The organism is Streptomyces sp. NBC_00464, from assembly GCF_036013915.1.
In the GTDB taxonomy this organism is placed as follows: Bacteria; Actinomycetota; Actinomycetes; order Streptomycetales; family Streptomycetaceae; genus Streptomyces.
This window is the reverse complement of record NZ_CP107899.1, coordinates 2604732-2617571: the sequence shown is the minus strand read 5'-3', so window position 1 is coordinate 2617571 and position 12840 is coordinate 2604732. Positions and strand designations below refer to the sequence as shown.

General features: G+C 71.3%; 10 protein-coding genes. 7 read left to right on the top strand and 3 right to left on the bottom strand.

All coding sequences use genetic code 11. The features are described 5' to 3' along the window. The first annotated feature begins 142 nt into the window (after positions 1-142). Together OG912_RS11415 and OG912_RS11410 are read left to right on the top strand one after the other, a co-directional pair. Positions 143-1699: a hypothetical protein gene (locus tag OG912_RS11415; protein WP_327709261.1), complete on the top strand. Its 1557-nt coding sequence runs from the start codon at positions 143-145 to the stop codon at positions 1697-1699. Further along, positions 1696-4035, top strand: coding sequence for a glycosyltransferase (locus tag OG912_RS11410; RefSeq protein ID WP_327709260.1), 2340 nt, complete (start codon positions 1696-1698; stop codon positions 4033-4035). Before OG912_RS11415 ends, OG912_RS11410 begins: the two co-directional genes overlap by 4 nt. Positions 4036-4194: 159 nt before the next feature. Here OG912_RS11410 and OG912_RS11405 read toward each other — a convergent pair whose 3' ends face one another. Beyond that, the gene (locus OG912_RS11405) at positions 4195-5583 is read right to left on the bottom strand and encodes a polysialyltransferase family glycosyltransferase (protein WP_327709259.1); all 1389 of its coding nucleotides are present in this window, start codon (positions 5581-5583) and stop codon (positions 4195-4197) included. Then, entirely contained in the window at positions 5580-6563 is a 984-nt protein-coding gene (locus tag OG912_RS11400) for a glycosyltransferase family 2 protein (RefSeq protein ID WP_327709258.1), read from the bottom strand. Before OG912_RS11400 ends, OG912_RS11405 begins: the two co-directional genes overlap by 4 nt. 220 nt (positions 6564-6783) lie before the next feature. Here OG912_RS11400 and OG912_RS11395 point away from each other — a divergent pair, with 220 nt between their 5' ends. From OG912_RS11395 to OG912_RS11380, 4 genes are all read left to right on the top strand, one after another. Further along, positions 6784-8133, top strand: coding sequence for a DUF6716 putative glycosyltransferase (locus tag OG912_RS11395; RefSeq protein ID WP_327709257.1), 1350 nt, complete (start codon positions 6784-6786; stop codon positions 8131-8133). A 193-nt stretch (positions 8134-8326) separates the two neighbouring features. Then, positions 8327-9559 carry an acylneuraminate cytidylyltransferase gene (locus tag OG912_RS11390; protein WP_326738267.1) on the top strand — a complete coding sequence of 411 codons (1233 nt, stop codon included), beginning with the start codon at positions 8327-8329 and terminating at the stop codon, positions 9557-9559. A 15-nt stretch (positions 9560-9574) separates the two neighbouring features. Continuing rightward, positions 9575-10510: an N-acetylneuraminate synthase family protein gene (locus OG912_RS11385; protein WP_148020346.1), complete on the top strand. Its 936-nt coding sequence runs from the start codon at positions 9575-9577 to the stop codon at positions 10508-10510. Positions 10511-10521: 11 nt separating this feature from the next. After that, the gene (locus tag OG912_RS11380) at positions 10522-11580 is read left to right on the top strand and encodes a hypothetical protein (RefSeq protein ID WP_327709256.1); all 1059 of its coding nucleotides are present in this window, start codon (positions 10522-10524) and stop codon (positions 11578-11580) included. Between the two features lie 139 nt (positions 11581-11719). Here the strand turns inward: OG912_RS11380 and OG912_RS11375 are convergent, their stop codons facing one another. Beyond that, the gene (locus OG912_RS11375; RefSeq protein ID WP_327709255.1) at positions 11720-11962 is read right to left on the bottom strand and encodes a type II toxin-antitoxin system Phd/YefM family antitoxin; all 243 of its coding nucleotides are present in this window, start codon (positions 11960-11962) and stop codon (positions 11720-11722) included. A 334-nt stretch (positions 11963-12296) separates the two neighbouring features. Between OG912_RS11375 and OG912_RS11370 the strand changes: the two genes are divergently transcribed. Further along, complete coding sequence (locus OG912_RS11370) at positions 12297-12815, top strand: hypothetical protein (protein WP_327709254.1); 519 nt, start codon at positions 12297-12299, stop codon at positions 12813-12815. The last annotated feature ends 25 nt before the right edge of the window (positions 12816-12840 follow it).

The following is a 12840-nucleotide window of genomic DNA, read 5'->3' as shown; positions in this document are numbered from 1 at the left end:
AGTTTTCCGTGCTGACAGGGCGAGTTCATCTTCCGGCCGTTCAGGTTTCCTAGCGTGCTACGGAACCACGAACGGTTGACGAACATCCGTACCTCCCTCCCTACGCCCCTTCCCCCCACGGGCAGCAGACGCTTGGAGCGCCATGACGAAAGCCCGCACCCGTTGGCCACGGCAGCGTGACGCGGAGGAACCGACACCGCCCGACGGCGGCACGCCCTCCCTCGCCGCCGTCCGCCCGACGGAACTGGAGACCTGTCTGCGGGCCTGCGCCGCGCACAGCGGGAAGCTGGTCGCCGGACTCGACCGGCGGCGCACGGCGCTCGCCGAGGCCCTGCGGAATCTGCTGGCCACCCACGCGACCATGGAGCAGCCCTCCTCCGAGGCGGCCTCCCCGCTCCCGCTGCTGCGGCGCGCCGGCAAAGGCGGGCCGGGCTCCGCGCTGGTCCTCGGCGACCAGCTGCTCGACCCGCTGCTCGCGGTCGGCACCAAGGCGCTGGACTGCGGTTACGAGGACGAGCTGAAGCTCGCCGTCCTCATCACCGACACCGTGCTGACCCAGCGCAGGAAGTCCCGGGCGGCCTGGCGGCTGCGGGCCCGTGTCCTGGAGGCGATGGGCGCGGAGAGCGACGCGGTCGAGGCGTACGAGCGCTACCTCGCCCTCACCGACGAGGACGGCTTCGGAATCGCGGCGAAGACGGCCGGTCTGCGGGCCGGCGCGGAGCGCCAGAGCGAACTGCTGCGGAAGCTGGAACAGGGCTGCCCCGAGGCCGCGGCGTTCGCCGCAGGGTCCGTCACCGACACCTGGGCCGAGGGCCTGGCGCTGTACGCGCGCGGCGACTGGAACCGGGCGCAGTCCCGGCTCATCGGCGCGCTGCTGGCCCAGGACCGGTCAGGTGCGCCCGTGCCGGAGATCCAGGAGGCCCTCAGCCAGTACGTCGCCCTCGCGCTGGAGGCCGGCGGCGCGCCGGGCGGGGGCGGCAGTCCCCGCACCACCGCGGGCAACGGCGATCCCACCCTCCTCACCGAACTCGTGGAGCTCTACGCCGGTCAGCGTCGGGCCCGGATGCGCGGCCCGGTCGACGACCCCACGTTCGGCGGCGTCGAATGGACGACGCTCGGCGAGTTCCGTAACCGCATCGCGGGCAAGTCGATCTGCCTGATCGCCAACTCCCGCCGTGTCGGCGACGGTTCGATGGGCGCCGAGATCGACGCGTACGACCTGGTCGTCCGCTTCAACTCGTACCGGATCGACCCGGCGGCGACCGGCAGCCGTACCGACATCCACGCCACCATCCACAAGCACGGCTTCAACTGGGACCAGAAGGTCCACACCCGGCTGGTCTTCGGCGGGGTATCCGGCGACTGGAAGTACTCGCTGCGCAACCGGCTGGTGCCCGGTGCCCAGCAGTACCTCGGCGACGAATCCCTGCGCTGGCCGCTGCGCAACATCGGCAGGGTCGGCACGGACGTCTGGCCGGCCATCCCCACCAGCGGCTTCAACATGCTGTGGCTGCTGGACCACCTGGACGTCAGCCCTCAACTGTACCTGATCGGCTTCGACTTCTACGAGAGCGGCGCCTACCGGCTGCCCGCCGCGATGAAGATGCCCATCACCGCCGTCCACGAGTACACCAGCGAAAAGGCGTGGGTCATGGAACGCGCCCAGAGCGTCACCGACATGAGGATCCGACTGCGATGACGACGACGCCCCCTACCGCCGCGCCCGCACCACGCGCCCCCGCCAACGCGCTCACCGGCAAACGCCGCGTCGCCTTCGCGAGCTTCGTGGACGAGAACTACCTGCCCGGCTTCCTCACCCTGCTGCGCAGCCTCGCGCTGTCCAACCCGGCGGTCTGCGAGGACTTCATCGTCCTGCACGACGGGCTGCGCCCCGCGTCCGTCGCGCGGATCCGGGCACTGCACCCGCGCATCGACTTCCGCAGAGTCGACGCCGCGCACTACGACACGTACGCCAAGGGCGACCAGGACAACTACCTGGTGCGCAAGGCCTACTTCATCCTCGATGTCTTCCGGGTGCGCGACTACGACACCGTGATCACGCTGGACACCGACATGGTGGTCCTCGGCGATCTGGGCGACCTGCTGAGGCTGCGCGACGGCCTCGCCGCCGTCCCCCAGTTCTTCTACGGGCAGCACAAGCTCAACAGCGGGCTGCTGGTCATCCAGCGCGAGTATCTGAGCGACCCGTTCTGCGCGAAGATCGACGAAGTCGGCCGCAAGGGGACCTACGAACTCGACAAGCACGACCAGGGCATCCTGAACGCCGTACTCGACGGCGACTTCGTGCAGCTCGACGCCCGCTACAACTTCGTCAAGCGGCGGCTCTCCGGCGACCTCCCGGTGCCCGACACCACCGCGATCCTGCACTTCACCGGCCGGCACAAGCCATGGCAGGGCGGCGAGGCCGGCTACAGCCAGGCCGAGGACCGCTGGCGTGAGTTCGAGCTGTCCGACGCCGCGTTCCACGCCGCGTACCTGGCACTGCCCGGCGCCAAGCACCACGATCTGCTGGTGCACTACGGCACTCCGCACGTCCGGCGCACCGCCGACCCCGAGAGCGCCCGCAAGGTCGCCCTCGCACACATCGGCGCCGGTGAGTACCAGGAGGCGGCCGACCTGCTCGGCGGCGTCCGGATCCCCGTCGACGAGGCCTGGCCGCACGAGGTGCTCGGCAACGCGCTGCTGAGCGTCTCCCGCTACGAAGAGGCCCGCATCCAGCTTCTGCTGGCCGCCGCAGCCCCCAACCGGGCAGCCACCGCCTTCTCGCGCCTCGCCCAGATCGCCTGGATCCACGGCGACGACACCACCGCCGCGCAGTACGCCCTCGAAGGGCTCGGCGTCGACCCGACCCACCGGGCGAACCGGCTGATGTACAAGCGCACCACGGACGCCGAAACGCCCGTAGAGGGACCCGCCGGCCGGCAACTCGCCCACGTCGCCTTCTACATGGACCGGCAGGGCAACGCCGGCGACAAACTGCTCCCGGAGAGCGTCCGGCTGGCCTTCGACCGCGACACCGGCCCGGCCCGCTGGCACTCCGTCCACGCCCACCGGCTGTTCGACGAGGCCGCCCTGGAACGCGTCAACGCCCGTCGCGGACTGGTCATCGGCGGCGGCGGGCTCTTCATCCCGGACACCGCCCCGAACGGCAACAGCGGCTGGCAGTGGAACGTCCCCGACGAACTGCTGGAGCGGATCGACGTACCCGTCATGGTGTACGCGGTCGGGTTCAACGCCTTCGACGGCCAGGCCTACGGCCACGGCCGCGACCGGTTCCTCTCCTCGCTGCGCAGACTGGTCGAGCGCTCCTCGTTCTTCGGGCTGCGCAACCACGGCTCGATCGAGAAGGTCCGCGAGCTGCTGCCGCCGTCCCTGCACGACAAGGTGCGTTTCCAGCCCTGCCCGACCACGGTCACCCGGCAGCTGGTGGACGGCTGGACCGACCCCGTACAGCGCGAGAACACCGTGCTGATCAACGCCGCGTACGACCGCTCGGGGCTCCGCTTCGGCCACGACTACGCGCACTTCCTCGCCGAGATGGCCACCGCGGTGAAGGGGCTCGGCGCCCACGCCGAGGTCAAGTGCGTGGCCCATTCGCTGGACGACGAACGGATCGCCTTCGACCTGCGGCGCGAGCACGGCATCGCGCTGCCGGTGATCCCGATGTACGACTTCGGGAACGACGAGATCCGTGACACGTACGCCAGGACCAAGCTGGTCATCGGCATGCGCGGGCACGCGGGCATGATCCCGTTCGGCTGCGGGACACCGATCATCAGCCTGATATCGCACCCGAAGATGGCGTACTTCCTGGCCGACATCGAGCGGCCCGAGTGGGGCATCTCCGTCCATGACCGTCACCTCGGGGCCCGGCTCGTGGAACGGGCGGCCGGGCTGCTCGACGACCACGCGGCGGCGGTGGCCGATGTGCACGGCCGGCAGCAGGAACTGTGGAAGGTCACCGAGGCGAACGCGGCGGACCTGCGGTTCATCCGGGGGGGCGTGCGCGTCTGACCGCACCGGGGGAGGGGCGGGGCGCCGGTCGGCTTCCCCGCCCCTCCCGCCGTGGACGCCCGACAGCAAGAGGCCCCGTCCGGATCCAGTGACCGGACGGGGCCTCTTGCGTGTCCTGCGAGGAGCGGCCGGACGCCTCCGCCCGGCCGCGACCGGCCGTCACCCCAACGCCGCCCGCTTCAACGCCCGCGCCCGGCGCGCCACCTTCCGCAGCGCCGGGCTGCGCGGGATGAAGGCGAGCTGGGCGGGGACCGCCCCCGGCAGGGCCAGCGTGGTCAGGCGGCGACGCTTGAAGTAGCGCCAGGTGCGGTCGTCCAGATGGTGCGCGAGGTAGCGTTCGGCCGCCGGGCGCAGGTCCGGGTAGATCTGGGGCTGCATCGCGAAGCCCACCGCCGTGAGCAGCGGGGACACCTGCTCGGCCACCTGTTCCGCGGAGGGCGGCGACCATCCGCGTACGGCATCGGCGTCACCCAGGTCCGGCAGCAGCGCGTCGACCAGCGTCACCGGCACCCGATTGCTGTTCTGGTACGGGGCGAGCCGGTCCAGCAGCAGGTCCGTGCCGGTCCTGGCGACCGGCAGCCCGTAGAACGCGGCCGCAGTCAGCAGAGCCGTGGAGAAGCAGCCGACGACCAGGGCCGGCCGCATCCGCTGGTACAGCACCTCCGCGAGCAGGGACGCGCCCGAGATGTCGGCGCGGCCGGATCCCCGTTCCAGCACGGTCAGTTCGGCGCCCAGCGCGCTCGCCTCGGCCACCATCGCGTGCCCCCACTGCTCCGGCGCGGTGGGATGCGGCTTGAACACCAGACGGGTGTGCCCGAGCGCGACGGCGCCCCGGATCATCCGCAGATGCAGCTCCTCCTCCTGCGCCGCCTCGATCAGCCCGAGCGCCGAGAGGTACTGGCCCAGCAGCAGGGCGGGCGCCTCCACGGACGGGACCTCCACCGGCATGTCGGCCAGCTCGGCGAAGACCTTGAGCAGGTGGTCCGTGCTCAGCGTCTCCGGCTCGACGCCGAACTCCGTGAGCAGCAACGGCTTCAGCCCCGGCACCAGATCGGGATGGAGCAGCCGGCGCACCCGGGTGCCGATCAGCGGGTCGATCTTGTTCCGGGTCGGGCCGTAGCTCATCAGGCCGTCCGCGTACACGTCGATCGGAGCGGCGGTGAAGATCTGGCAGATCGACAGGGCCGGGCTGACCTGGATCGACTCGACGACGAGCTCGACACGGTCGTCGCCGAGTCCCCAGGCGAGCCGCAGATGGCGCTCCCACAGCGGCACGTCGTCCACCCGCGGTGCCCAGACGCCGGGGTGGAAGGGTGCGATGGCCTCGTTCCACGACAGCACGCCGTCGAAGCGGCCGCGCAACGCGTCGAAGCCGGGCATCGTGTCGACGGACGGGGAGGTCTCCGGGATCGAGGCGTTGTTGCAGAGCACGAGGAGCGAACGGTCGGCGGTCTCGAAGCGGCCCGCGTCCATCGCGGCGGCCAGCGTGGCCACGCCGTAGAGAGTGGAGGCCACGAAGACGCGCGTGGTGCGCACGGTGGTGCTCATGCGGCAGCGACCTCCCTCGCGGTGTGCGGCCGACGGCGCAGCCGGCGCAGCAGCGTCGCACGCTGCCCGTCCATCGAGTCCAGTGCCTCGTCGAGCACCTGTTGCGGCATGCGCTTCAGGGCCGCCGAGCTGAGCGACTTCAATGTCCGCGCCACGGAGGGTTCGAACCTTTCGATCGAGTTGACGTGATGAGAAATGACGGCGCAATACGTCCGCACGGCCTTCGGCAGCAGGGCATCCGCGTCACGGTCCGCTGCCGTTTCCCGTACGACCTGGTCGAACGCCCGGATGAAATCGAGTTGGCGTACGTCCCCGATCTGGGTCAGTGAGGTGGAAACACCGCGCCGGTAGAAGAGACCCAGCATTCCGGTCACCGCGAAGGATTCCGCCTGCCGGTGCAGCCGCCAGATCCACGGCCGGTCCTCCGCCGTGCGCAGCCCGTCCGTGAAATGCAGCAGACCGCGGTCCAGCAGCCGGCGGTGACAGATCCCGGCCCAGGCGTACGGATAGTCGACCATCGTGGACCGGGTGGCGGGCAGGATCGCCGCGCGGGGATCCAGGGGTACGTCCCTGAGTCCGTGCGGTGCGCGTTGCACGGTGCGCTCCCGGCCGTTGGCCTGGACATGGTCCGTACGGACGAAGTCGCAGTCCAGGCTCTCGGCGCGGGCCACGAGTTCGGTGTAGTAGCCGGGTGCCAGCCAGTCGTCGCCGTCCAGGAAGGCGATGTACTCGCCGCGGGCCGCGTCCAGACCGGTGTTGCGTGCGGTGGCCAGTCCGCCGTTCTGTTCGTGTCTGAGCACCACCACCCCCGGAATGTCCTCCTGGGCACGATGCAGAATGTCCGCCGTCCCGTCGGTCGAGCAATCGTCGACGAGAATGAATTCGAAGTCCTCGCGGGCGTTGGCCAGCAGGCTTCTGAGGGTGTCGGGCGCGTATGTCTGCACGTTGTAGAACGGCACGATGACGGAGAGCTTAACCACCCGCATCACGCTAGTTCCGGGCCGCGCATTCGTCCTGTCGGCTGTGCAGACGGTAGGTGAACGACGCCCGTCGGATTCGTTAACCAGAAGGCCCGCAGGGGAATTCTCCATCCCGTTTCAACGAGCCGGACGGCTGGTTCGGCAATCGTCGGCAGGCTGTTAACCCTCTGTTGCTGTCGCGTTGGGCTGTCCACCCCCGGGCCTTCCTAACGTCTGGGACGTGCCCCCACGTACCGAAAAGACGAGCACCCTCCGGGTAGCCGTACTCGCCGACTCCGACACCCGATGGAAGTGGGGCGCGCTCACCGCGCGCCGACTGACCACGGGTGACGGGGGCGCGCCCACGCCCCGTACGGAGATCAGCGGACTGCTGCTGCGCGGCCGGGCGACCCCGACACCCCGGCAGCTCGCCGAGGTCGGCGACGTCGGCATCGACACCGACCGGGTGCGCGAGGTGACGGCCGTCGAGTTCCTGCAGACCGTGCGCGACGAGGGGTACGACCTCGTGGTCCTCGCCCTCGTCGGCGGCGCCGTCCAGGCGATGCTGCACGGACTCGCCGCACTCCGGCTGTCGGCCCGGCCCGTCGTCGTCACCGGCTACGTCGGCGTCGTCTACGAGAAGCTCGCCGACGGACTGCTGCTGCGGCACGGCGCCGACGTCGTCCTCGCCAACTCCCGCCACGACGCCGAGCGATTCCGCGCCGTGTACGAGGGAGTGGGCGCCGACGCATCGGCCGTCACGGAGGCCGCCCTGCCGTTCCTCGGCGGCGCCCCGCACACCCCCGAACAGGGCCGCGACACCGTCGTGTTCGCCGCCCAGCCCTCCGTGCCCGCCTCCCGCGCCGACCGTACGTACCTGCTGCGCAGGCTCGTCGAGCACGCCAGGCTGCACCCGCGGCGCGAGGTGCTCCTCAAGCTGCGCTCCAAGCCCGGCGAGCACACCACACACATCGAGGAACTCCCGTACCAGCGCCTCGCCGAGAAACTGCCCGGCGGCCTCCCGCCCAACTTCCGGCTCGTGTACGGGCACATGGGCGAGGTCCTGGACCGCACCGACCTGCTGGTCACCGTCTCCTCGACCGCCGCCCTGGAGTCCCTGCACCGGCGCATCCCCACCGCGGTCCTCACCGACCTCGGGGTGCGCGAGACCCTCGGCAACCACCACTTCATCGGCTCGGGCCTGCTCACCTCCTGGGACCACCTCGACGGCGGCGCCCACCCGGAGCCCGACGCCGCATGGCTGGCCGGCCAGGGCGTCGCCGCCGACGGCACCTACGCCACGGCCTACGACACCGCCCGCGCCCGGGTCACCGCCCTGCTGGCGCAGGACCGGCTGCCCAGGCTCGCGCCCTACTACACACCCGCCACCGCCCCCGGCTACCTCCCCGGCATCCTCGCCCGCCACCACCTGGCCCCCGACGGCCACCCGCTCCCGGGCGCCGCGGCGCCCAGGGAGACCGGCCGGGTCAGGGGAGCGGTGCGCGAGGCGGTCCGCGACGCGGCCCGGGGCGCGTACCGCCACGGCGTCCAGCGGGTCGCCCCCGTCATCCGACGGATGGGCGAGCTGTGAACACCACGAAGAGGGGCCGGCAATTGGGGGGCGGCGTCGCGGGGCTGGGCACGCACATCTGCGGCGTTGTCGTCAATCACCATGGCTCCGCCATGCCTCAATCCTCCGCCTTGCAGCTGCACGCACCCAGCCCCGCTCCTTCTTCCACCCCCCAATTGCCGGCCCCTCTACCAAGTCACTCACTGGAGCAGCGATGACGCAGCCCACCGTGCTCGCCGTGATCCCCGCCCGCGGCGGATCAAAGGGCGTACCCGCCAAGAACCTCGCCCAGGTCGGCGGTGTACCGCTCGTCGTCCGCGCGGTCCGCGCCTGCCTGGCGTCGAGCGAGGTGACGGACGTCGTCGTGACGACCGACGCCCCCGCCGTCGCGGAGGCGGCCCGCGCCGCCGGTGAAGCCCTCGGCGAATCGGCCCGGCTGCACTGCGTCCAGCGCCCCGAAGCCATCGCGGGTGACACCGCGACCAGCGAGGCCGCCGTGCTGCACGCGCTGGACACGTACGAGGCGGAGCACGGCAAGGCCGTGGACGTGGTGCTGCTCGTCCAGTGCACCAGCCCCTTCGTCGCCCGCGAGGACATCGACGGCGTCGCCGCCGCGGTCGCCCGCGAAGGCGCCGACACCGCCGTCACCGTCGCCCCGTTCCACGGCTTCCTGTGGCGCGACGGCAGCGCGGTCGAGGACCACAACTACGGCGTCAACCACGACAAGGCCGTCCGCCCCCGCCGCCAGGACCGCCCCGAGGACCTCCTCGAAACAGGCGCCGCCTACGCGATGGACGCGGCCGGATTCCGTACCCACCGCCACCGCTTCTTCGGTCACACCGCCCTGGTGCGCACCGACCCCGCCCGGGTCCTGGAGATCGACGACCCGCACGACCTGGCACGCGCCCGCGCCCTGGCCCCGCTCCTGGACCCGGCGCCGCTGCCCACCCGCGAGGACATCGACGCGGTCGTCCTCGACTTCGACGGCACCCAGACCGACGACCGGGTCCTCATCGACTCCGACGGCCGCGAGACCGTCGCCGTCCACCGGGGCGACGGACTCGGCATCGCCGCCCTGCGCAAGGCGGGCCTCCCCCTCCTGATCCTCTCCACGGAACAGAACCCGGTCGTCGCCGCCCGCGCCCACAAGCTCCGCGTCCCCGTCCTGCACGGCATCGACCGCAAGGACCTCGCGCTCAAGCAGTGGTGCGACGAGCAGTCCATCGCCCCCGAACGCGTCCTGTACGTCGGCAACGACGTCAACGACCTCCCCTGCTTCGCACTCGCCGGCTGGCCCGTCGCCGTCGCGAGCGCGCACGACTCGGTACGCGCCGCGGCGCGCGCCGTGACCACCACCCCCGGCGGCTTCGGCGCCATCCGCGAGATCGCGGCCTGGCTGCTCGGCCCCACCCTCACCACTTCCACCCCCACCGCTCCCACCAAGTAAGTAAGGAACGCCCTCATGAGCACCTCCCGACTGCGCACCCTCGGCAACCGCACCGCCGGCCCCGGCCACCCCGTCTACGTCACCGGCGAGATCGGCATCAACCACAACGGCGACCTCGACAACGCCCTCAAGCTGATCGACGTGGCCGCCGAAGCCGGCTGCGACGCCGTCAAGTTCCAGAAGCGCACCCCCGAGATCTGCACCCCGCGCGACCAGTGGGACATCGAGCGCGACACCCCCTGGGGCCGGATGACTTACATCGACTACCGCCACCGCGTGGAGTTCGGCGAGACCGAGTACCGGGCCATCTCCGAGCACTGCGCCGAGCGCGGCATCGACTGGTTCGCCTCCCCGTGGGACACCGAGGCCGTCGCCTTCCTGGAGAAGTTCGACGTCCCCGCCCACAAGGTCGCCTCCGCGTCCCTCACCGACGACGAGCTGCTGCGCTCGCTGCGCGCCACCGGCCGCACGGTGATCCTCTCCACCGGCATGTCGACCCCGCGCCAGATCCGGCACGCCGTCGAGGTCCTCGGCTCGGACAACATCCTTCTCTGCCACGCCACTTCGACGTACCCGGCCAAGGCCGAGGAGCTGAACCTCCGGGTCATCAACACCCTCCAGCAGGAGTACCCCAACGTCCCGATCGGCTACAGCGGCCACGAGACGGGCCTGCAGACCACGCTGGCCGCCGTCGCACTCGGCGCCGCGTTCGTCGAGCGCCACATCACCCTCGACCGCGCCATGTGGGGCTCCGACCAGGCCGCGTCCGTCGAGCCGCAGGGCCTGACCCGCCTGGTCCGCGACATCCGCACCATCGAGGCCTCCCTCGGCGACGGCGTCAAGAAGGTGTACGAGTCGGAGCTCGGCCCGATGAAGAAGCTCCGCCGGGTCCCGGGCGTCGTGGCAGAGAGCGGCGAGACGGCCCAGGCCGCCGAGCCGGTCGCGGTCTGACGGGCAGACCGGTGAACCTCGCCTTCGTCGAGAGCCCGGTCCAGCTCCTGAACGTCCTGGAGTGGGCCTACACAGAGGGAGGCGGCGGCCGTGTCGTCCCGGACGTCACCGTCGTCGTCCTCCCTCCGGTCGACCCGATGTCGCGCGGTCAGCTGCGCCGGATGGCGGAGCTGGCCCGCGACGAGGGCATCACCGTGCGCTGGCAGGAGGCGCGCGGCGACTCGGGGACGCCCCTGAAGTCGCTGCGCGCCCTCACCAAGCTCGTACGCAACGCCGACCACATCGTCATCGGGGACCCGTTCTCCCGCTACGTACAGCTCCTGCTGTCCCTGGTCCGCCCCCGCCGGCTCACCGTGGTCGACGACGGCACCGCCACCATGGAGTTCGTCGCCCTGCTGACCCGAGGCGAGCGCCTGGTGCGCTGGCACCGCCGCGGCGGCTCCGGCCCCCGCGACCTGGCCCTGGCCCCGGTCTCCGCCACCGCCCGCCGCCGCTTCACCCCGTCCGCGGCGCGTGAGGTCGAGCTCTTCACCGCGATGCCGGTGATCCCGCCGCCCGGCATCACCCTCATCCCCAACACCTTCTCCTGGACCCGCTCGCGCTTCGGCCCGCCGCTGCTGACCAAGGGCGCGGACATGGTCGGCACCTCGCTGGTCGAGACGGGCGTGGTCGACCGCGGTCAGTACCTGGAGGCGGTCGCGGCCCTGGCCCGGACGCACGGCGCCACCCGCTACTTCGCCCACCGCCGCGAGTCCACCGAGAAGCTCCACGCCCTGGAGGCCGCCACCGGCCTGGAGATCGTCCGCCCCGACCTCCCCCTGGAACTCATCGCCCGCCGCGGCCCCATCGGCCGCACGGTCCTGAGCTTCCCCTCCACGGTGGTCCACACCCTGCCGCTGGCCCTGGTCGGCACCGAGGTGAAGGTCGCGGTCTGCGACATCGCCCCGGAATGGCTCCGCGAAACGGCGTCCCCGAGGGCCCAGGGCTTCCTGGCCGGGGTCACGGAGACGGCCCGGGACGTCCAGCGGCTGGCGCCCTGGCGGGTTACGGCGGTGACTACGGAGGCGTGAACCGGCGGGGGATGCCTTGATCGCGATCTCCCGCGGCGTTACTGCACTGACGAAGACCGGAGGTGTTTGACCTCGTCAGTGAGCTCGGCGGAGTCGGCCAGTCACCACAGGACGACATGCGTGCCGAGCAGCGGCTTCATCAGCGCATCCCGAAGGCGTCAGCGATGTCGTCCGGCAGTTCGGCGAAGCCGTCGTTGATGCGGATCTGCCCCCGTAGCGAGCCACGCCCGGTCCGCTTGACCCGGGCGCCCAGCGGCACGACCTTCGCCACCGGCTGTCCCGCCTTGGAGATCACGACTTCCTCGCAGGTGGCCACCTGCTCCAGGATGTGCGCGAGGTGGGTCTTGGCCTCATGGCCGTTGTACTGACGAACTGCTTCCACGGCTGCCTCACGGGGGCGGGTGCGGGGGTGGGCCAACCACTGGATCAAGCGTATTCCGCGATTCGCCGCCATGCTCGACTCCCGTGTCTGCGACTGGTGTGGACACCGCTGGAGGGACGGCCGCACCCTGAGAGGAACCCCCTTCGCCCCTGGGTTTCGCGGGGGCCACGTCAGGGGCGCCCCAGGGGCATCCCCGATAGCCGCCGACGGTGCCGGGAATCGATCATCGAGGCATGCAGACACGGGAATTGACGAAGTCTCACCACGGCACCGTCGCCACGACCGGCACGACCGCCTTCCTCGCAGGCCCGGCCCTGAGGCCGGGTACGGCGTGGTGCGGCTGATCGGAAAGGCAGCCGGTGACTACGGCCCCGGGATGTGGTGGTCGGTGGCGCACCTGCTGTTCCTGGCCGGGGTGCTCGCTTTCGTTCCGGTGTTCCTGGGCCTGCGGCTGCCGGCCGGGGTGCGCGGCGGCAGACGGACCGGCGTCCGGGTGGCCGCCGGGATCGGGCTGCTGGGAGCGGCCGCGGTGGCGGTCCAGGCGGTGATCGACCTGGTGGTCGGGTTCCTCGCGGCGGACAAGCAGGCGATGAGCGACATGTTCGAGAAGGTGCAGGGCGTGCCCGGCGTGATGCCGGCCGTCTACACGGTGGTGCCGATGCTGTTCTGGCTCGGGCTGCTGGGGCTCGTCACGCTGCTGGCGTTCTTCCGCCGGGGCGAGGTCCCCGGCCGGTCCCCGCTGCTGGTGCTTGCCGGCATCGTCATGATGGCCATGAGCCTGGACCTGCTGGCGGCCGGAGCCCTGTGCGTCGGGCTGGCGCTGTACCCGATGCGCCGGGGACTGCGGGGCTGAGTGGGCCGTACAGGGGGATTCCGGC

What these genes read in the sequence shown, in the direction of transcription:
- OG912_RS11415 (WP_327709261.1), top strand. Translation starts at nt 143, where the DNA reads ATGACGAAAGCCCGCACCCGTTGGCCACGGCAGCGTGACGCGGAGGAA.
- OG912_RS11410 (WP_327709260.1), top strand. Translation starts at nt 1,696, where the DNA reads ATGACGACGACGCCCCCTACCGCCGCGCCCGCACCACGCGCCCCCGCC.
- OG912_RS11405 (WP_327709259.1), bottom strand. Translation starts at nt 5,583, where the DNA reads ATGAGCACCACCGTGCGCACCACGCGCGTCTTCGTGGCCTCCACTCTC.
- OG912_RS11390 (WP_326738267.1), top strand. Translation starts at nt 8,327, where the DNA reads ATGACGCAGCCCACCGTGCTCGCCGTGATCCCCGCCCGCGGCGGATCA.
- OG912_RS11385 (WP_148020346.1), top strand. Translation starts at nt 9,575, where the DNA reads ATGAGCACCTCCCGACTGCGCACCCTCGGCAACCGCACCGCCGGCCCC.